Below are 19,496 nucleotides of genomic sequence, written 5' to 3' on the forward strand. Positions count from 1 at the left end.
GCTTTGCCGGGAAGATCCTTCCAGGCTGTACCTGAGCAACATAATGACATCCATCGCTTCTAACCCGGACGAGAAAGCCCCGCGCTGGCTAGTGGTGTGGCTGGCCGCACTCGTTTCTCTGACACCTTTTTCCATCGACAGCTACCTGCCGGCCATTCCGGCGATGGCGGCGGCCCTGGATACAGAAGTCGAGCGGATGCAGTACTCAGTGTCCAGTTTTCTGCTGGGCTTTGCCCTCGGACAACTATTTGGCGGACCATTATCAGATCGCTGGGGACGGCGCCTTGTAGGAACTATCGGCCTCAGTATCTATATAGCCAGCTCCCTGTTAGTCCTGTTTACCGACCATGTAGACCAACTGATTATCCTGCGCTTCTGCCAGGCAGTTGGCGGCGGCTTTGCCACAGTAATATGTGCTGCCATAGTGCGCGACCTACACAGTGGCCGTGAGGCGGCAAAAATTATTTCCCTGATTAGCACCATCATGCTGATTGCACCGCTGATCGCCCCGGTGATCGGCTCCGCACTGCTAGCCGTAGGCGGCTGGCAAAGTATTTTCGTCTTTTTGTTACTGTACGCTCTTGCAATGCTCGTACTAGTACAGTTGCTGCTACCGGAGACTGTCTCCCGCTTTACCCGCGCACGCCGCCAGATGATGCCGCTAAAGTCTCTCGTGGGCAGCTACGGCCAGGTTTTGCGCAATCCCCGCGCTATTGGGTTCCTGATTGCACAGGCCTGTGTCAGCGGTTCGATGTTTATCTACATCACCACCGCGCCCTTTGTGTTTATGGATTACTTCGGTGTTAGCGCGAATCAGTTCCCACTGTTTTTTGGTATCTGCGTGCTCGGGCTAATTTGCATGGTTCAGGTGAATATCCGCTTACTGAACTTTTTTGAGCCGCGCAATATCCTGCTGGCGGGTATTGTGTTGCAGCTATTGGGTTGCGGCCTGCTGCTGCTGGGAACTATGACAGGTGTCAAAGAACTGACCCTGTGGATGATTCCCCTGGTACTGGTGATGAGCTGTATCGGTATTACCGGCCCCAATGCCGCCGCCTGTTATTTGGAGTTCTTCCCCAAAATCAGCGGTAGTGCCAACGCGCTATACGGCGCCGCTCTGTTTATTACCGGGGGGATACTGGGTGGACTGGCGAGCAGCCTGCACACCGGAACCCTGACACCTATTGCAGGATCTATGGCGGGCTGTGCTTTTGTGGCACTACTCTCTGCACTATTTGTCGCGAAGGTTCGCCAACCGATCGAGTCCGATATCCCTGCGACCCGGCGCTTTACCCCGCGTTAACGACAGCTCTTTACACCGGCTCTAAACTTTCCTCCTGAAGCGCCCGCTGCACTGCGGGCCTTTCTTCCATTCTCTTTTGGAATGCTTGAAGCCGGGGCCACCGGGGCATATCAAACTGCTGATGTTTCAGCCAGCGAGAGAGAACATACAGGTAGGCATCGGCAACCGTGAAACCGTCTCCCATTAAGTAGTCTTTATCAAGCTGTCCTTCGATATAGTCAAACCAGCGGATAAGCCTAACCCGGGAATCCTCCTGTTCTTCTTCTGTACCATGCCAAAACAGTGGTTTGAATAGCTTGTGGACTTCAGCACTGAGGAAGTTGAGCCATTCGAGAAGCCGGTAATGGGCCAGGGTGCCCACTGGTGGCGCCAGTTGCGCGTCGGGCTTTTGCTCCGCCAAAAACTGGACGATTGCCGGACCTTCTGTCAGTACTTCTCCGCCTTCCAGTTGCAGTGCCGGCACGTACCCTTTAGGACTAATCCTTGTAAAGTCGTCGCCGTTTTCCAGCTCATGGGTTTTTAGATTGACCTTTTGCAGGCCCAGATTGATCCCTGCTTCACAAGCGACAATATGAGGCGATAGAGAGCAAACACCTGGTGCATAAAAAAGCTTCATGGTAATCCTGTAGAGTCATTACCTGTATCCAGGCAGTATAGGCCCGGCTAATTTCTCCCCACTGAAGCTCGACTGAAACTGGCTTCAATTCCTCTCTACAACTGTTGCTGAAATCTACTTACCGCGTATCCAATGGTCCAGGCTAAAGCGACCGGCACCGGCACAGGTCAGAATCAGGAAACCACCGGCAATCGTGATATTTTTCATAAAGCTGGTCATTTCTGTTGCATCACCAGGGGACAGGTGTACCAGGAAGGCCGAAGCGAGACAGAACAGGAAAAGGACAAAAGCAGAAATCCGGGTGAATATCCCCAGTAACACCGCGAGTCCTCCCACCAACTCAATAACGATGACTAGGGGCAAAATGAAGCCGGGTATCCCCATGGAAACCATAAAGGCCTCTGTCATTTCGTAGCCGCCAATTTTATTCCAGCCGGCAAATATAAAGATCAGCGACATCAGTACCCGACCGATCAGCTTTGAGGTGTCGCACAACATCGAATGCTTCACTACTACTTCCTCAATTGCGCATTTATGGGTATGGACTATCAACCAGTGTAGACACTGTCGTGAAAATTCATGAGATAGTCGGTAGCTGCCTTTACTCAGGAGGGATAAAAACCACTAGATTGGCGTGATAATCATCCTTTTTATTTTCAATAGTCAGTAGGAATCTACTAATTGGCAGTTAGAAAGTAATGACGTAATGTTTAAAAAGCTAAGGCATTAATGAATTTTAGTGGGTAGGGGAAGTCGATCCGTTTGAGCGCAAAACTGAAAAATGCAGTTGTGTGGCGCCCTAGAGCCGCTACAATTGCGCGCCCATATAAAAGGGAGTTGGCCGCTTGTGCCTGCGCGGCCCGCCCCGGTGTAATCCTGTTGCCCTAGATCCACTCCAAGGGAAATCGAGCAGCCTCTGCACGACTACAATAACGGCACACTCACCATCATATAAATTGCCGCCGGGGCGCTCCCCAAAATGGCATTAAACCATCCGAGAATATTTCAGCGCTGGAGTCCACACACGGCATGGAAGTTTATTACACCTTTTGTTTTCTTGCCGCCGTATCAGTTTTTCTGGGCTTCTTGAACCAATACGTATTGCGCGCCCAAACCACGATCGCTATTACCGCCGGTGCCCTGGCCCTATCACTATTGGTCACCGCCCTGGGAAAGTTGGGGGTGGTGGAGTTGCGCACCTGGGCAGATCAGCTTCTGCCGCTGCTCAACCTTGAGGATATTCTGCTCAAGGGAATGCTCGGGTTTCTGCTTTTTGCCGGCAGTTTGCATATCGATCTGTTGGAGCTGCGCAACCAGAAACTGGAGATCGGTCTTCTCGCCATTGTCGGTACCCTCATTTCCACCTTTGTGGTCGGGGCCCTTCTTTACTGGTTCCTGATACTGATCAATATGCCGGTGGCTTTTGTTTACTGCCTGTTATTTGGTGCATTGATCTCTCCCACCGACCCTATCGCCGTACTGGCAATTATGAAAAACCTGAAGGCCCCGGAGCAGGTTTCCATTCAGGTGGAAGGTGAGTCCCTGTTCAACGATGGCTTCGGTATCGTGATCTTCGCGGTGATTTACGCACTCGCTTTCGAAGGCGGCCAACCTACGGTACCGGCAGTGGCTGAGCTATTCGCCATCGAGGCACTGGGGGGCATATTGCTGGGACTGATCATTGGTGGCGTTTTCCACTGGGCTATTTGTTGTACCAATGATCACAGCCTGGAATTGATGCTGACCATGGTTATTCCCACTGCCGGTTTTTCCCTGGCCAATGTACTCGGGGTCTCCGGCGCCCTGGCAATGGTGGTGAGTGGTATTATTATTGGCAACTTTACCCGAGAGCGCGGCTTTTCCCGGGTGAGCCAACACGAGCTGGATAATTTCTGGAGCATCACCGAGGACTTCCTCAACGGTTTGCTCTTCCTGCTGGTGGGCCTGTTCCTGATTACAATCGACCTGCGCCCTTCCGACTACCTGCTGATGGCAGTGGGCATTGTCATTGTTCTTACCGCCCGGGTTTTCGCTGTCGGCATACCCTTCCTGTATTTAAAAAGTCGCCGCAAGTACCACCCCTATACCAACCGGATTTTGATCTGGGGAGGGCTGAAAGGTGGTCTGGCATTGGCGCTGGCGATGTCTATTCCCGCCGGCAGTGCCTTCGTCCAGGGACAGGACCTTCGCTACCTGTGGGTGGTCATGACCTATGGCGTGGTGCTCTTTTCTATCGTCGTACAGGGCTCTACCATAGCGCCATTGATTCGTCGCAGCCGGGAGTTTTCTGAGCCCGAACGCGACGAGCCCCAGCAACCGACAGCCAAATAGCGATAACGATTAAATGGAACACTCCGGCTTCCTTATTGAGGCAGTAATTTTCATGGCTGCCGCAGTGATTGCGGTACCCATTGCCACACGCCTGGGCTTGGGCTCAGTCCTCGGTTACTTACTCGCCGGTGTGGCCATTGGCCCAAGTGCCCTAGGCCTGGTCGGCGATGCCAGCGATGAAATGCACGTTGCCGAGTTTGGTGTTGCACTCATGCTGTTCCTGATCGGCCTGGAGCTGCAGCCGAAGAAATTGTGGAAAATGCGCGGTGCTATCCTCGGCACCGGCAGTGCCCAACTACTGTTTTCCGCTGCGGCCATCGCTGGATTGGTTCTCGCCTTTTCTGAGATGGATTGGCGCTCATCGGTAGCTATTGGGCTGATCCTGGCACTATCCTCAACTGCGATTGTATTGCAATCCCTCAGTGAAAAGGGCCTGCTGAAAAGCCAGGGCGGGCGCGCTGCATTTGCGGTACTTTTGTTCCAGGATATCGCTGTTATTCCCATCCTCGCGCTATTGCCACTGCTGGCAGGTACCGCTGCCAGCCCCCATGAAAGTGGCTTGAGTGGTTGGTATTACGCATCGGCAGTTATCGGCACCATGCTGGCTTTTATTTTCGCCGGACGTTACCTCCTCGGTCCCTTACTACGTCTAATGGCAGGCAGCCAAGTGCGCGAACTGTTTACCGTGAGCGCGCTACTGATCGTATTTGCCGCAGCTGCGGTAATGACCTGGCTGGACCTATCGCCGGCACTGGGTACTTTCCTCGCCGGGGTACTGCTGGCCGAGAGCGAGTTCCGCCATGAGCTGGAAGCGGATATACAGCCTTTTAAGGGCCTGCTGTTGGGTCTCTTCTTTATCGCCGTGGGTGCCAGCCTGAATTTCTCCCTGATCGCGGACAACCCGCTGGTGCTTATCGGATTAGCATTGGCGTTGGTGCTGGTTAAATTTACCGTGCTGTTTGCCCTGGCGCGCACCTTGCGAATGTCAAAGGGCGAGGATTGGTTGTTCGCTCTGTCATTGGCGCAAGCCGGTGAATTCGGTTTTGTATTGGTAGCGTTCTCTACCCAGCTTCAGGTCCTGAGTGCGGACATCGGCAACCTGTTAGTAGCTCAAATTGCTCTGACCATGGCCCTGACACCAGTGCTGCTGCTGATCTACGAACAGTTTATCCAGCCGCGGTTTGTCACCGGCCCAGAGGTTCCCGCCAACATAGATACATCACCGCCTGTGGATTCCGGCTCTCCGGTAATCATTATTGGTTACGGGCGCTTCGGGCAGATCGCCGGGCGACTTCTAAATGCCTGCGGTTTCAATACCACTTTACTCGAACGCAATGCAGAACAACTGGACCTGGTGCGCCGCTATGGTATCAAGGCTTACTACGGAGATGCCTCGCGAGAGGATCTACTGCGCGCCGCCGGAGCCCAAAATGCAAAGCTGGTTATCCTGACCTTGAGCGACCAGGCCGCCTGTTTGGAAATTGTGGCCCAGCTGCAAAAACACTTCCCCAATGTGACCATCCTCGCCCGGGCCCGCAACCGTATGCACCAATATGCTTTGATGGAAGCCGGGGTCCGCTATATCTTCCGCGAGACCGTGGACTCGGCCCTGACCATCGGCGAAAAGGCGCTGGAACTATTGGGGCTCAGTCCCATACAGGCGCGCCGCGCCGCCTTGAAGTTCAAGCAGCACGACCAGCGTATGCTGGAGGCACTTTTCCCCTACTGGCGCGATGAGTCCCAGCATATTGCACAAAGCCGAATCTATCGCGAGCAGCTTTTACAGGCGTTACAACAAGACCGCCGCGACAAGGACCTGCATCTGGATCACTACTGGGAAGAAGCCAAGCCCGAGATGGAAAAACAGTAAGCCGGTTATTGGCCCTAGGGGTTGTCATTAAGCACGACAATGGCAGCCCTGCCAGGACTCAGACTCTCGCTGATATGTCCCTCTCCGTGCAAATCATTGGCTAATAAGATATCTCCGGGAGCAAAGGTATATTGTTCACCGGAGCTGGTTGTGAGCTTCACCCTGCCTTCAAGATAAAGAATAAACTGCGCCTGCGGGGCACAGTGCCAATCAAAACGCTGTCCCTCACTAAACTCCCGGAACTGCACCTGCTTGGCGGGATAGGGGATTGAGTAATTACCCAGGGGCTCGCGCTGGGGACTGTCTATTTTTCTTTTCTGAAAAAGGGAAACCCCATTAACTGAACACAGCTCTACAAACTCCATATCAAGTTTTCACCAATTTAAGCGTGTCTATTACAAGAGAAAATTTATTCTTTATTAATTAAGCTCGCCTCTACCAGATCAACCTCCAAAACCAATTTGCGGTGGAGTTCATCATCAATCTTCCTGGAGACTCGCAATTCCAACAGTTGTTCGCGCTCAGCAGAAAGTGCGGCAAGGTGATAATGACGCTCAACCCTGGAACGCATCCAGATAATATCCTCGCTTTCATCTTCTCCTAGGGTTATGCGCCGCCGATAAATCGCCAAAAGGTGATCCACCGCCTCAAAAGCAAGATCGCGATCTTTTTCGCCTCGATCAATATCATGACGCATATTCATCAGCTGATTCACTGCCGCTGTGGCAGCAGATATTCGCGCACCTTTTTCATCACCAATAGCGGCAAAATTGGGGGCTTCGGGTAAACGGCGCAATAGAACAGGCAATAAAAAACTTGCCAGCAATAAGGAAAGCAAGATAACGCCCATTGCAATAATCAGGGCTAAATCACGGCCGGGCAACGGCTTTCCATCTGTCATAGCGAGGGGAAGGGAAAAGGCTCCCGCCAATGTAATCGCCCCTCTTACCCCGGCGATGGTCAACACGCTAACCAATAAAAAATGGGTACCAAAAGATTCTACTTTCTGCCCAAAACGTGAGAGATATAGGGAGACCCATACCCACACAAATCTCAGGAGAAGTAGTACAACAAATATTGCCAGGACATAAAAAATAATTGTTAAGTCACCAGTGTGGCGCGCGCCGGAGAAATCCGCTCCGGTAATTCGAACCAATTGCTCTCCCAACAAAACAAAAATAATACCGTCAAGAACTGCTTGTACTGTTTTCCATACTGCACGGCGGTCCATCCGTGTAGTCGACATTTCCGCGCCGTGTAAGGTGGTATAGTGAGTCGCAATTCCAGCACTGGCAGCCGCCAAAATACCCGATACCTGTAAAGTATGGGCGGCGATATATGCCGCAAAGGGCACTAATAAGCTCACTAGAACTTGTACAGTAGTGTCCTCACCGCCAATTCTGACCAGCAGACGCAAAATATATCCACAGGCAAATGCCGCTCCAGCACCAATAACCACACCGCCGATAGCGACCCAGAAAAAACCAGCCAGTGCGTGGGGAAATGAAAAGGTCCCGGTGAGGGCAGCAATCACTGCAAAACGGAAAATATCCAATCCCGAGGCATCATTAAACAGGGACTCTCCGGCGAGGATATGCTCCAGCCGTGGTGGCATAGAAGTTCCACCGTGGACCACCGATACCGCCACGGGATCGGTCGGTGCCAAAATTGCCGCTACTGCAAAAGCCACCGCCAGTGGCATGACAGGCACCAACCAGGAAATAAAATATCCCATACCCACAACGGTAAAAAGCACCAAGCCAATAGCCAAGGTAACAATGGCACCGATATCACGAAACAGGGCGCCTTTCGGTATTCGCCAACCGGCAATAAACAATAAGGGCGGAACAAACAGCAGGAAAAAAATTTCTGGCTCGAGGGGTATTTCTATTCCCAAAAAGCTACCCAGTATTGCTCCCGCAGCAATTTGCAATAGAGGCAGTGGAATAGGTAAAGGCAACAGGCGCGCAATAACCAGGGTAATGGCCACAACTAACAACAGCACCAGCGCAATAACCAGATAGTGCATTACTCGCTACAGTTCCCTGTGACGCCTTATTGAAATAGATCTCTATCGAGTAACTAGGGAGCCTCTGAATAACTCCGTAATGCCTCTGCGGGTCTTGAAGGCTGCAGATGTTAGGCGCAGCTCGCCGCGAATGGCCGTAGCCCTTTGCAAGAGCTGCAACGCAGCAGATGTGGCCTTCAAGGCCCGCCCTTCGGGGCTTGCAGAGCGATTCACACTCCGCGTTGCGACTTCTTGAAAGGTCTAGACATTCCTGCGAAGCCGCGCCTTGATTGTGAACCGCTCTGCATGCCAGAGGTATCATGGAGTTATTCAGAGGCTCCCTAGTGCTGTTCACTCAATATCAGGAAGTTTATGCGAGAATAGAAAACAGGGAATAAATTCTGAGAAAAAGTGCCGGCGCTTTGCAGCGCTCCAAAAAATTACTCTGCAAATTTGGCAGAGTTTTTGGAGTTTCTTTACTCAAACATATCCGGCTGTTCTTTTGCAATTACATTGTAAAGAGGCTGAAAGCTAAATAATCCCGCCAGTTCAGTTCCCACAACCGCCCGGGTTCGTATTGCCACCTCTGGATCGATCAAAATAGGCTGCCCAGCTGCTTCCGCCAGTAACTGAGCCTGGCAGCTTTTTTCCATAGTGATATACCACCAGGCAGCTTCATCAACGGATTTACCCACCGTCAGTAAGCCGTGATTCTGCAATATCAGTGCTTTGTGGTTACCCAAGGCTTTAGCAAGGGCCGCACCTTCTCCCATTTCCAATACCACGCCGGAAAAAGTATCCAACAAACCGTGGTCCTGATAAAAGGCACAAGCATCCTGGGTAATGGGATCCAGAAGGCGCCCGAGAGTAGACCAACTTTTCCCATAAAGGGAATGAGCGTGCGCAGCGGCTACCACATCCGGGCGGGTTTTATGGATGTGAGAATGAATAGTAAAGGCTGCGCCATTAAGGTAACCATCCCCCTCAACCACCTCTCCTTGATGATTGACCAGCAACAGTTGTGACATCGTCATCTGTTTAAAGGAAACCCCCATGGGGTTGACCCAAAAATGATCGTCATATTCCGGGTCACGGACAGTGATATGACCGGCTACGCCTTCATCAAAACCAAATTTTCCAAACAGCCGAAAAGCCGCCGTCAGCTTCCTCTTACGCTCTTCACGAACTTGTTCTGGCGGCTGGGTTGGCTCGCCAAGCAACATATTGATGTCGCCATTCATAACAGCAGCATCAATACCGGTTTTTGTTTTATTTTTTTCTGTTGTAGCCACCTAGCGGCCCTCTCATCTTTGGAAAATGCCGAGGCATGGTTATAGCATGACTTTTATTTTCTATGCGAGGATTAATAACTTAATAAAATGGTGACTGCTTAATGCGGAAAAATATAAAAGTGACTTTGATGTCTTTTCTATCAGTTTATTTTCGCGCGGTAGAAATATAAGCAAAAATTTACTGCCAAATAATGAAAAATTAGTATCTTGCACTTAGTTTCTTTTACTGAATAATTAGGACTGTTTACTCAAAGTAAATTCCCACCCAGATGTCATAGATATGACTCTGAGTAGGAGAGAGTTTACTCTATCAAAAACCTTCCAGGACTATCTTTCCTTTTACAGCCTGGGATTCGATAAGCTGATGTGCTTTTAAAAGGTTATTTGCATTTATTTTCCCAAAATTCTGCCCCATAGTGGTTTTAATTAATCCCTGGTCAATTAATTCCGCAAGTTCATTCAACAGAACATGCTGGGCAACCATATCCTCGGTAGAAAACAGCGCGCGAGTAAACATAAACTCCCAGTGCAGGGACAGACTCTTCTGCTTCAGTGCCATAACATCCAAGGAGGCGGGGTCGTCAATCAAACCAAACTTGCCTTGAGGTCTGATACTTTTGATAATTTCCGTCAAGTGCTCTTCGGTATTAGTGAGGCTAACAACATAGTCGACGCCATCGATACCCTCGCGACTTAACTGTTCGCTAAGAGACTGCCGATGATTGATCACATGGTGGCTTCCAAGCTCTTCAAGCCAGCTTTTGGTTTCGGGGCGGGAGGCAGTACCTATCACAGTCAAATTGGTCAGACGACGGGCCAACTGGACCATAATCGAACCTACGCCACCAGCGGCACCAATGATCAGCAGTGACTTGTTGTTTGCCCCTTTACCCACCGCAACTTGCAGGCGGTCGAATAGCATTTCCCAAGCGGTAATCGCAGTGAGAGGCAGCGCCGCTGCCTCGGCACAGCCAACCGTCTTGGGGGCAGTACCAACGATTCTCTCATCCACCAGCTGGTACTGGGCATTGCTGCCCGAACGGGAGATATCGCCCGCATACCAAACCCTATCGCCAACCTTAAAGAGTCCCGCTTCCGGGCCTACCGCTTTCACTATGCCCACAGCATCCCAGCCAAGTACCTTCCACTGACCGGTATCCGGGCTGGCCCGCTGCCTCACCTTAGTATCTACCGGGTTAACTGAAACGGCCTGTACTTCTACAAGCAGATCCTGGCCGGAGACTTGCGGTATGGGGAGGGTTATATCCTGTAGCGCTTCTTTATCACTGCTTGGCAGAGACTGTTGATAACCGACGGCCTTCATCATCAGTTTTATCCTTTTCCAATGGGGTAACAGGTGTGGAGGTATCTTAAAAAGGAATATCCACAGGAAAAACTGCCTTCTCGCAGAAGCTGTTTCAATTATTTTTTTAAATTCCAATAACTGTGGATAACTCTATCCACAGTTATCCACAAAGCTGAACTAGGGCAAGGGGAAATGGCCATCTGTGGAAAACTTGAGAAGAAATTTACTCACCAGGGCATTAAATCTTTGCGCTGCTTCCAGAAACAGGAAATGGCTTCCTCCTTCCGCCACATCAAAGATCTCAAGCCTGGAACCCTCAACTTGCTGGTGAATCCACTGCTGGCACTCTATTGGGTGTGGACTGGCACGACCGAAAGCCACTAGCGTCGGCTTATCAATCCTAGGGATAAAATCCCGCCAGTCCTTTGTTACGTTATCCACAAAAAGCTTTGCAGCCCAGCGACGAGGACACTGCAGATTAACCGCAACCAGCTCATCCCGTTGGGTTTTCCCCATTAAAGGCGTGACCATAGACATAAGAATTTGGCGAGTGGTCTCAACACTTTTTTTTCCAACCAAGTTATCCACAAACTGGTAGAGGCTCTCCGGGGTTAGTATGCCTCCAGCTGCCAATCGCTCCGCTTCACTCCAGGCGGGATCTGCCAGTAGACAGGGGGGTTCATCGATTAGCACTAGTGCACTGACCCTATCCCCACCAAACATTTCCAGGTAGCTCCATATCACCGAGCAGCCGGCGGAGTGGCCGAGTAAATGAAGAGGTTCCTGTTGCAGACTTGAGATCAGCTCTTGCAAGTCCTTGGCGAGGCGGGAAATTCGATAGCCATGATTGGGCTTGTCAGACTGACCATGACCACGCATATCCAGCGCGATCACACGAAACTGATCGCTGAGCCCAGCGAGCTGATGTTTATACAACACCGCCCCCTGGGACCAGCCGTGTAGCATCAATAATATGGGGCCGCTGCCGGCCTCTAGATAGCGCAGGGTGACGCTATCAGAGGTAGTAAATTCACACAGCTTTACTCGCTTGTGCATAAACCTTTTGCGGCAGATGAACAGTTATTCAACCGTGACTGATTTAGCCAGGTTTCTGGGTTGATCCACATCAGTACCTTTCAGCAACGCCACATGGTAACTCAATAGCTGCAGCGGCACGGTGTAGAGAATCGGCGCCAGACTCTCTGGGGAATCTGGAACTTCCACCACGGTAATACCTTCTTCACTGGTAAATCCGGCCTTGGGGCTGGCGAAAACAAACAGTTGCCCACCCCGTGCACGCACTTCCTGCAAATTGGATTTGAGTTTTTCCAGCAGCTCATCATTGGGGGCAACGACAACCACGGGCATATCGCCGTCCACCAGTGCCAGGGGGCCATGCTTCAATTCGCCGGCGGGATAGGCCTCCGCGTGGATATAGGAAATTTCCTTCAGCTTTAGAGCGCCCTCCAGAGCAATGGGGAATTCGACACCACGCCCTAAAAAAAGCGCGTGGTTCTTCTCTGCAAAGGCCTTGCTGGTGTTTTTAACCACCTTATCCAGACCGGTAAAACTCTCCATTAGCTCAGGTAACTGGTGCAAGGCGCTGACCAGCTCACCTTCACGCTCCGCCGACAGGCCATTGACCTTGGCGAGGGCGATACAGAACAGTTGTAAGGCTACCAATTGGGTCGTAAAGGCTTTGGTCGAGGCCACACCAATCTCAGGGCCCGCCTCGGTCATTAGCGATAGCTCAGACTCTCGCACCAATGAGCTGTTGGGCACATTGCAGATGGTCATGGAGGCCAGGTAGCCCAGGTCCTTGCCCTGGCGCAGGGCGGCGAGGGTATCAGCCGTTTCTCCGGATTGAGAAATACTCACAAACAGCGTTCCCGGACGCACCACTTTCTTGCGATAGCGCAGTTCACTGGCCACTTCCACCGAGCAGGGAATACCGGCCCAGTCCTCCAGCCAATAGCGGGCTACCATTCCCGCATGGTAACTGGTGCCACAGGCTACTATCTGTACCTGCTCCACCTTGGGCAAAATCTCCTGGGCGCGGGCACCAAGGGCCTGGGCCAACACTGAGCGCTCACCGATACGGCCCGCCAGAGTGGCTGCGACCACCTGGGGCTGCTCGAAAATCTCTTTCTGCATAAAGTGGCGGTAGCGCCCTTTATCGGTAGCTTCATGACCGCCGGTCAACTTGTGCACCGGGCGACTGACTTCCTCTCCCAACTTGTCTCGAACTGCGATGCCACCGCGACGCACTTCCGCCACATCGCCCTCTTCGAGGAATATAAAGCGATCAGTCACCTGCCGCAGGGCCATAGGGTCAGAGGCAATAAAGTTCTCTTCAATACCCACTCCCAGGACCAGCGGACTACCAGAGCGGGCACAGGCCAAAACTTCCGGCTCTTCATGACTAACAACCGCGAGGGCGTAGGCACCTTCCAGTATATGCGTGGCTTCAGTCACAGAGTCGACCAGGCTGCGGCCCTCAGAACTTAATGAGTGAATAAGGTGAACCACAACTTCAGTATCGGTTTCAGACTCAAACTCATAACCTTTTCCCTGAAGCTCTGAACGCAATTCCTGATGGTTTTCGATAATGCCGTTGTGAACCAGAGCGATATGGCCTGACAGATGGGGATGGGCATTTTCATCGGAGGGAACACCGTGGGTAGCCCAACGGGTATGGGCAATGCCAATATGGCCCTCGGCGCTCTCCTCACTTAATTTGGCCTCCAAATCTGCGACCTTGCCCAGGCTTTTGCGCAATTGCAGCTGGCCATCTCCACTGCTTAAGCAGACTCCGGCTGAGTCGTAACCGCGGTACTCCAAGCGGCGCAGCCCTTCCAGAAGAATCCCCGTCACATTGCGCTGTGCCAGCGCACCTACGATTCCGCACATAATTATTTCCTCATTAACCCGGGAGTCTCGCCGCCCATTAAAATTTCAGGCTGAGCGCCTCTGCTCCTATCTTCAGCGGCACAAATGAGCTGGATACCCAGCTGCTCCAGTTTTTGGCCCACGGCATCCGCCAGGCCATCATCAGTTACCAGGATATCGACCTGCTCCCAGGACAATTCCAGATTGGGAATCCGCTTCCCCACTTTACTGGACTCCGCCAGTACAACCACTTCCCGCGCAACTTCCGCCATTACACGGGAGAGGCCAATTTGTTCATTAAACGTACAGGTACCGCGTTGCAAATCGATTCCATCGGCACCAATAAAAGCGCGATCGAAGTCGTATCCTCTCAGTACCTGTTCTGCAACCTGCCCCTGGAAGGCCTCAAAGTGTGGGTCCCAGGTGCCTCCGGTCATCAACAGCGTCGGTTCGTTTTCAAGTTCACGCAGTGCATTGGCCACATGCAGCGAGTTAGTCATCACCACTAGGCCACGCTTGCTTTCAAGCTCAGGAATCATTGCCGCCGTGGTGCGACCGTAATCGATCACAATTCGATGGTGATCCGGTATCATCTCAGCAGCGGCTCGGCCAATGGCCCGCTTACTCCCAGAGGGCCCTTCTTCATGGACCAACTCCCTCGGCACTGGGATAGCACCACCGTGGCGACGCAGCAACAAGCCGTGATTTTCCATCGCCGTCAGATCCTTTCGAATCGTAACTTCCGAAGTTCCGAACTGCCGCGCCAATTGCTCGACAGTGGTCTCTCCTACTTCATTTAGCAAGTGGAGAATACCGTGGCGGCGCTGTTGGGTGTTGCGTTTGGACATAGGCAGATAACTTTCATTTCGAAACTTAAAGATAGCAAAACGAAACTAAAGTTCCCACAACTTTTATCAACAACCACTACTCAACAGATTAGATACCGGTATAGGACTCACTCAGACTGTCTGCTAGAGAGACAAAGTTTCCAACATTGTCTGAAGAAAGCGCGCCAACTCTCCACCGGTAACGGCCCGGTGATCGGCACTGATAGAGAGAGGGAGTAGGGGACGAAGTGCGGGCCATCGATTTACCACCACAACTCCCTGGCACACCCGCCCGGCACCGACAATGGCAACAGTGGGCGGCATGACTACCGGAGTGGCATAACGACCGGCTATGGAGCCGAAGTTGGAGAGAAGTATGCTTGCCCCCTGGAGGTCTCGCTGGGCGATCCCGGTCTCGCGGGCCTGGTGTTTAAAGTCCGCCACCTGCTGGAGCAGATCTTCATCAGTACGCTGGGCAACATCCCTGAGTACCGGCACATAGAGCCCTCGCGGAGAGTCCACTGCCAAGCCAATATTGATACTGCCCTGCGGCGCCAGCTTATCATCCTGATACAGGGCATTGAGGGTAGGTTCCGCCTCACAAGCTTCCTGTACTGCACGAATCAATCGCAGCAGCGCCGGAGCACTACCCCACCAGTTGGAAATATCCGCATCGTCACACAGCGTTATCTGCTTTACCTCATCCCGCGCTCGGCTCATGGACAAACCCATTGCGCGACGTGCAGGCGTCATGACTTCAGACTCAGAGTCGAATTGGGGTGCAACGGCTGTAGTTTGTTCGGCAGAAGCGCGGGCAGGTGATGGATGCTGCCCCTTCGCCACAGTTTTGGCCTTTGCTCCCGGCCCCGCCGCAGTGCGTACCTGAGCTTCCGTTACCATTGCACCCGCAGGTGATATTGACTGTAAATCTACCCCCAAACGCCTGGCCAGGGCCCGTACTCTCGGGGTGGCCAGTCGCTTCAAGCCCACCTCCGGCCCCCGCTCAGCCCCCAACACACCTTGCCCTTGCTCTATTTTTCCCACCACCGTGCCGCTGTCGGCCCGAGGACTAATCTCTTGTTCCGATTCTTCAGCTTTAGTGGGCGGGCTTTCAACTGCGACTTCTCCCTCGGCCATAAATCCCACCAGGGGATCGCCAACATTCACAGTCTCATCCACTGCCGCAAATAGCTTCTCAATAGTGCCGCCCCAAGGAGCCGGCACTTCCACCAAGGCCTTAGCGGTTTCCACTGTCACCAGAGTTTCATGGGCGGCTATGGTGTCTCCCTCTTTGACATGCCACTCCCGCACTACCGCATCGGGCAGACCTTCGCCGAGATCCGGAAGGGTAAAAGTCTTCATTGTGGCCCTCCGTTGGCGTAGTCCAGCACTTCCTGTACGGCCGACAAAATACGCGGCACTCCGGGTAGATACTCATCCTCCAGTTGATAGTAGGGCATCACCGTATCGAAACCGGTCACCCTCTGTACCGGTGCCTTTAAAAGATCGAAGGCATACTCATTAATCTGTGCGACCAACTCGGCACCCAGGCCACAGAACCTGGCCGCCTCGTGCACAACGACACAGCACCCGGTTTTCTCCAGGGAGTCTATTACCGTGTGAATATCCAGGGGTTTCAGAGTGGCCGGGTCGATAACCTCAGCCTCTACCCCTTCCTCTGCGAGCTGCTCCGCGGCTTGCAGGGTCTCTTTGAGGGAAGCGCCCCAGGCGATAAGCGTAATATCGCGGCCTTCCCGCAACACAAAGGCGCGATCCAGTGGCAGAGCCTCGCCAGTGTCGGGCACTTCCTGGCGAACGGCTCGGTAAATACGTTTGGGTTCCAGGAAAATTACCGGGTCCGGGTCTCTAATTGCCGCCAATAGTAAACCGTAAGCCCGTGCAGGAGAGGAGGGCACCACAAGGCGCAGACCTGGAATATGGGCGAACAGGGCCTCGGTGCTCTCGGAGTGATGCTCCGGTGCATGGATTCCACCTCCATAGGGGGCCCGATAGACAATCGGGCAGGAGAGGCGGCCGCGAGTGCGATTGCGATAGCGCGAGGCGTGGCTGAGGATCTGATCGAGACCGGGATAGATAAAACCCATAAACTGGAATTCGGCCACCGGTCGCAGGCCCTGTACCGCCATACCGACAGCCATTCCGGCAATCATGGTCTCGGCCAGAGGGGTATCCATCACCCGGTCCCGGCCAAACCTGGCCTGCAACCCCTCGGTTGAGCGAAATACGCCACCGTTCAGACCAACATCTTCACCAAATAGAACCACCATCGGGTCTGCTTGCATCTCGTAAGCCAGAGCCTGGGTGACAGCCTCGACTAAAGTTATCTCAGCCATTAGCTATCTCCCTGCAACTGTTGATACTGCTCCAGAAAAGGCTCCGGCAACTTTGCATAGAGGTGGTCGAATATTGCTGTGGCGACATCTCTGGGGGTTTCCCGGTAGATGTGGACCGCTCTCTCCAGCTTCTGTGTCAGCTCCCGTTGCATCTCTTCTTCCTGCGCATCATCCCAGGCACCGCAGTTTTCCAGGTAGGATCGCAGGCGCCGCAAAGGCTCCCGGGACCAGGCTTCACTGACATCTTTTTTGGGCTGGTAGCGACTGGCATCATCGGCGGTGGTGTGGTCACACAGGCGATAGCTGATCGCTTCGATCAGAGCTGGGCCAGCACCACTGCGCGCCCGCTCCACGGCATCACCCACCGCCTCACGAACGGCAATCACATCGTTGCCGTCTACCTGCAAGCCAGGTATTCCGGCGGCAATAGCCTTCTGTGCCAAGGTCTTACAGGCAGTTTGCTCATCTCGCGGTAGGGAAATAGCCCATTGATTGTTGTTGATAACGATCACCAAAGGCAGGTGCCAATCCCCAGCCAGGTTTATCGCCTCGTAAAAGTCTCCCCGCGAAGTAGATCCATCGCCGCCGGTCGAAACAGCGACGCGCATGGGTTCACCGAAATGCTCATGTTTATATTTCAGGGCAAAGGCTACACCGGCACCGTGCAACATCTGGGTGGCTATAGGCACACTCAAGGGCAAATCTTCGCGGCTATGGCGAAAGTTCTGCCCCCGCTCATCGCCCCCCCAGATTGCGTAGATCTCCTCGATAGTAACGCCCCGCTCCAGAAGAGCGCCTGTCTCCCGGTAATTGGGGCAGTAGATATCCTCTTTGGCCATGGCGGCTGCGAGACCAACACCAATAGCTTCCTGGCCGAGGCTGGAGGGATAGGTGCCAAGTTGACCGGTACGCTGCATTTTTACCGCGCGATCATCCACCATACGAGCCAACGTCATCTGGCGGTAGTAAGCAATCAGGGTATCCGGGGTGGCAAATTCCGGTAGGGCTTGGGTCGTCTGTCCCTGTTCATCCAAATATTGCAGCGAAGCAATATCAAAACTGGCAAGCAGCTGTAATCTGGGCTTGTGCATCGGGCCATTCCTTTTGTTCCCGAAGCGCAAGTTTAATGGATAGGGTGGCTATCAACAGGCGTGGAGAGGGAAGGCCCGCCGGAATTATAGTTTCCGAGGGGCAACCCAATTACGGTAAGGGTTATTTAGCTTTTCTTGGTCGGACGCTGCCAGCCGTTAATATTGCGCTGCTTGCTACGCGCTACCGCCAACTCTTTGCTCCCCACAGCCTGGGTAATGGTGGAGCCAGCACCCACTGTGGCTCCGGCGCCCACAGTTACTGGGGCTACCAGAGCTGTGTTAGAACCTATAAAGGCATTGTCGCCGATCTCGGTCAGGGACTTGTTCACACCGTCGTAATTACAGGTAATGGTGCCAGCACCGATATTGACCGCTTCGCCCACCAGGGCATCACCGACATAAGAGAGATGATTAACCTTACTGCCCTCACCAATTTTGGCTTTTTTGGTTTCGACAAAGTTACCCACCTTGGCACCGGTGGCCAGCTCTGTGCCCGGACGCAAACGTGCAAAGGGACCAATAGTGCAAGCCTCACCAATCTCAGCGCCTTCGATAATGGAATTGGCCTCTACCTTGGTGCCATCTGCCAGACGACAGTTTTTTAGCAGGCAATTAGGTCCAATTTGTACCCCCTTACCCAGTGAAACTGTCCCTTCGAAAATGCAATTGATATCAATAGAGACATCGGTATCGCACTCCAGGCTGCCGCGAACATCTATACGCATGGGGTCCAATAAAGTCACCCCCGCATTCATAAGACTGGTCGCATGGTTATGCTGCAAAGCGCGCTCCATCTGTGCCTGCTGCGCACGGCTATTTACTCCCGCCACTTCCAGTGGATCACTGGCAATTACGCCCGTTACAGGAATACCCTCACTGACCGAACGACCGATAATATCGGTCAGGTAGTACTCACCTTGAGCATTGTCACAGGACAACTCCGGCAACCAGCGAGCCAACAGTGCTCCAGGAGTCGCCAAAATGCCGGTATTAACCTCACGGATAGCCAAGGTATCCGCATCGGCATCCTTTTCCTCAACGATCGACTGCACACAGCCGCTGTTATCCCTCACGATGCGCCCGTAACCGGCGGGATTTGCCATTTCAACTGACAGCAGGGCAGGTCCGTGATCCGCTGCCGATAGCAGTGATTGCAAGCTGCCAGCCCTGACCAGAGGCACATCACCATAGAGCACCAAAACGGTGGCTCCCTCGCGGAAATAGGGCACGGCCTGGGCCACGGCATGCCCGGTACCCAATTGCTGTTCCTGCTCCACAAACCTGACACCACGATCAGCAAAGCGGTCACGTATCAGGTCTGCGCCATGCCCGATGACCACGGTAATCTGCACCTCTCCCAGCAACATGGCGGTATCAATTACCCGCTCAAGCATGGGAATACCGCCAATAGGATGCAGCACTTTAGGCAGGTCAGAGTGCATGCGGGTGCCTTTTCCGGCGGCCAAAATCACAACATCGATAGTCATAACGGGTGGATATTCCAATCGTCTACAAAATTTGAGTGCATTGTGGCCACTAGACCCGGTTTACTCAAGCGAACAACAGTTCGCCCCGGGGCCCTGGTATTCAACGCATTAAGATTGCTGCG

Annotated in this window: 16 protein-coding genes; 3 read left to right on the top strand and 13 right to left on the bottom strand. The window is 53.0% G+C overall.

Translation table 11 applies throughout. From position 1 onward, the window contains the following. Positions 1 to 43 precede the first annotated feature (43 nt). On the top strand, positions 44 to 1,303 hold the full coding sequence (locus tag ACG1BZ_RS23100) for a multidrug effflux MFS transporter (protein WP_282930601.1): 1,260 nt from the start codon (positions 44 to 46) through the stop codon (positions 1,301 to 1,303). A gap of 10 nt (positions 1,304 to 1,313) precedes the next feature. Here ACG1BZ_RS23100 and gstA read toward each other — a convergent pair whose 3' ends face one another. Further along, the gene (gene gstA, locus ACG1BZ_RS23105; protein ID WP_413663847.1) at positions 1,314 to 1,919 is read right to left on the bottom strand and encodes a glutathione transferase GstA; all 606 of its coding nucleotides are present in this window, start codon (positions 1,917 to 1,919) and stop codon (positions 1,314 to 1,316) included. 114 nt (positions 1,920 to 2,033) lie between these two features. Continuing rightward, positions 2,034 to 2,429, bottom strand: a complete 396-nt coding sequence (locus tag ACG1BZ_RS23110; protein WP_413663848.1) for a DoxX family protein — start codon at positions 2,427 to 2,429, stop codon at positions 2,034 to 2,036. Between the two features lie 519 nt (positions 2,430 to 2,948). Here ACG1BZ_RS23110 and ACG1BZ_RS23115 point away from each other — a divergent pair. Together ACG1BZ_RS23115 and ACG1BZ_RS23120 are read left to right on the top strand one after the other, a co-directional pair. Next, the gene (locus ACG1BZ_RS23115) at positions 2,949 to 4,250 is read left to right on the top strand and encodes a cation:proton antiporter (protein WP_413663849.1); all 1,302 of its coding nucleotides are present in this window, start codon (positions 2,949 to 2,951) and stop codon (positions 4,248 to 4,250) included. 13 nt (positions 4,251 to 4,263) lie between these two features. Beyond that, on the top strand, positions 4,264 to 6,120 hold the full coding sequence (locus tag ACG1BZ_RS23120; RefSeq protein ID WP_282930597.1) for a monovalent cation:proton antiporter-2 (CPA2) family protein: 1,857 nt from the start codon (positions 4,264 to 4,266) through the stop codon (positions 6,118 to 6,120). 14 nt (positions 6,121 to 6,134) lie between these two features. On the opposite strand, the gene ACG1BZ_RS23125 is transcribed toward ACG1BZ_RS23120, so the two are convergent. The 11 genes from ACG1BZ_RS23125 to glmU form a co-directional block, all read right to left on the bottom strand. Beyond that, positions 6,135 to 6,485 carry an AraC family ligand binding domain-containing protein gene (locus tag ACG1BZ_RS23125; RefSeq protein ID WP_413663850.1) on the bottom strand — a complete coding sequence of 117 codons (351 nt, stop codon included), beginning with the start codon at positions 6,483 to 6,485 and terminating at the stop codon, positions 6,135 to 6,137. A 44-nt stretch (positions 6,486 to 6,529) separates the two neighbouring features. Next, on the bottom strand, positions 6,530 to 8,149 hold the full coding sequence (locus ACG1BZ_RS23130) for a Na+/H+ antiporter (protein WP_413663851.1): 1,620 nt from the start codon (positions 8,147 to 8,149) through the stop codon (positions 6,530 to 6,532). A gap of 455 nt (positions 8,150 to 8,604) precedes the next feature. Next, positions 8,605 to 9,420, bottom strand: coding sequence for a class II aldolase/adducin family protein (locus ACG1BZ_RS23135; protein ID WP_413663852.1), 816 nt, complete (start codon positions 9,418 to 9,420; stop codon positions 8,605 to 8,607). Positions 9,421 to 9,730: 310 nt separating this feature from the next. Beyond that, complete coding sequence (locus ACG1BZ_RS23140; RefSeq protein WP_413665907.1) at positions 9,731 to 10,744, bottom strand: zinc-binding alcohol dehydrogenase family protein; 1,014 nt, start codon at positions 10,742 to 10,744, stop codon at positions 9,731 to 9,733. A 159-nt stretch (positions 10,745 to 10,903) separates the two neighbouring features. Continuing rightward, positions 10,904 to 11,782, bottom strand: a complete 879-nt coding sequence (locus ACG1BZ_RS23145; protein WP_413663853.1) for an alpha/beta fold hydrolase — start codon at positions 11,780 to 11,782, stop codon at positions 10,904 to 10,906. Positions 11,783 to 11,806: 24 nt separating this feature from the next. Continuing rightward, on the bottom strand, positions 11,807 to 13,636 hold the full coding sequence (glmS, locus tag ACG1BZ_RS23150; protein ID WP_413663854.1) for a glutamine--fructose-6-phosphate transaminase (isomerizing): 1,830 nt from the start codon (positions 13,634 to 13,636) through the stop codon (positions 11,807 to 11,809). 2 nt (positions 13,637 to 13,638) lie between these two features. After that, positions 13,639 to 14,463: a DeoR/GlpR family DNA-binding transcription regulator gene (locus tag ACG1BZ_RS23155; protein WP_413663855.1), complete on the bottom strand. Its 825-nt coding sequence runs from the start codon at positions 14,461 to 14,463 to the stop codon at positions 13,639 to 13,641. A 123-nt stretch (positions 14,464 to 14,586) separates the two neighbouring features. Then, positions 14,587 to 15,804: a dihydrolipoamide acetyltransferase family protein gene (locus ACG1BZ_RS23160; RefSeq protein WP_413663856.1), complete on the bottom strand. Its 1,218-nt coding sequence runs from the start codon at positions 15,802 to 15,804 to the stop codon at positions 14,587 to 14,589. After that, on the bottom strand, positions 15,801 to 16,796 hold the full coding sequence (locus tag ACG1BZ_RS23165; RefSeq protein ID WP_413663857.1) for an alpha-ketoacid dehydrogenase subunit beta: 996 nt from the start codon (positions 16,794 to 16,796) through the stop codon (positions 15,801 to 15,803). The genes ACG1BZ_RS23160 and ACG1BZ_RS23165 overlap by 4 nt, the downstream gene beginning before the upstream one ends. Continuing rightward, positions 16,796 to 17,887: a pyruvate dehydrogenase (acetyl-transferring) E1 component subunit alpha gene (gene pdhA / locus ACG1BZ_RS23170; protein WP_413663858.1), complete on the bottom strand. Its 1,092-nt coding sequence runs from the start codon at positions 17,885 to 17,887 to the stop codon at positions 16,796 to 16,798. Before pdhA ends, ACG1BZ_RS23165 begins: the two co-directional genes overlap by 1 nt. Before the next feature lie 125 nt (positions 17,888 to 18,012). Next, positions 18,013 to 19,374 carry a bifunctional UDP-N-acetylglucosamine diphosphorylase/glucosamine-1-phosphate N-acetyltransferase GlmU gene (gene glmU / locus ACG1BZ_RS23175; RefSeq protein ID WP_413663859.1) on the bottom strand — a complete coding sequence of 454 codons (1,362 nt, stop codon included), beginning with the start codon at positions 19,372 to 19,374 and terminating at the stop codon, positions 18,013 to 18,015. Positions 19,375 to 19,496: the final 122 nt, after the last annotated feature.

The sequence above is a fragment of the Microbulbifer sp. CNSA002 genome (assembly GCF_047324085.1).
GTDB lineage: Bacteria > Pseudomonadota > Gammaproteobacteria > Pseudomonadales > Cellvibrionaceae > Microbulbifer.

What these genes read in the sequence shown, in the direction of transcription:
- ACG1BZ_RS23130 (WP_413663851.1), bottom strand. Translation starts at nt 8,149, where the DNA reads ATGCACTATCTGGTTATTGCGCTGGTGCTGTTGTTAGTTGTGGCCATT.
- ACG1BZ_RS23115 (WP_413663849.1), top strand. Translation starts at nt 2,949, where the DNA reads ATGGAAGTTTATTACACCTTTTGTTTTCTTGCCGCCGTATCAGTTTTT.
- ACG1BZ_RS23145 (WP_413663853.1), bottom strand. Translation starts at nt 11,782, where the DNA reads ATGCACAAGCGAGTAAAGCTGTGTGAATTTACTACCTCTGATAGCGTC.
- ACG1BZ_RS23140 (WP_413665907.1), bottom strand. Translation starts at nt 10,744, where the DNA reads ATGAAGGCCGTCGGTTATCAACAGTCTCTGCCAAGCAGTGATAAAGAA.
- gstA (WP_413663847.1), bottom strand. Translation starts at nt 1,919, where the DNA reads ATGAAGCTTTTTTATGCACCAGGTGTTTGCTCTCTATCGCCTCATATT.
- ACG1BZ_RS23100 (WP_282930601.1), top strand. Translation starts at nt 44, where the DNA reads ATGACATCCATCGCTTCTAACCCGGACGAGAAAGCCCCGCGCTGGCTA.
- ACG1BZ_RS23125 (WP_413663850.1), bottom strand. Translation starts at nt 6,485, where the DNA reads ATGGAGTTTGTAGAGCTGTGTTCAGTTAATGGGGTTTCCCTTTTTCAG.
- glmU (WP_413663859.1), bottom strand. Translation starts at nt 19,374, where the DNA reads ATGACTATCGATGTTGTGATTTTGGCCGCCGGAAAAGGCACCCGCATG.
- ACG1BZ_RS23165 (WP_413663857.1), bottom strand. Translation starts at nt 16,796, where the DNA reads ATGGCTGAGATAACTTTAGTCGAGGCTGTCACCCAGGCTCTGGCTTAC.
- glmS (WP_413663854.1), bottom strand. Translation starts at nt 13,636, where the DNA reads ATGTGCGGAATCGTAGGTGCGCTGGCACAGCGCAATGTGACGGGGATT.
- ACG1BZ_RS23120 (WP_282930597.1), top strand. Translation starts at nt 4,264, where the DNA reads ATGGAACACTCCGGCTTCCTTATTGAGGCAGTAATTTTCATGGCTGCC.
- pdhA (WP_413663858.1), bottom strand. Translation starts at nt 17,887, where the DNA reads ATGCACAAGCCCAGATTACAGCTGCTTGCCAGTTTTGATATTGCTTCG.
- ACG1BZ_RS23155 (WP_413663855.1), bottom strand. Translation starts at nt 14,463, where the DNA reads ATGTCCAAACGCAACACCCAACAGCGCCGCCACGGTATTCTCCACTTG.
- ACG1BZ_RS23160 (WP_413663856.1), bottom strand. Translation starts at nt 15,804, where the DNA reads ATGAAGACTTTTACCCTTCCGGATCTCGGCGAAGGTCTGCCCGATGCG.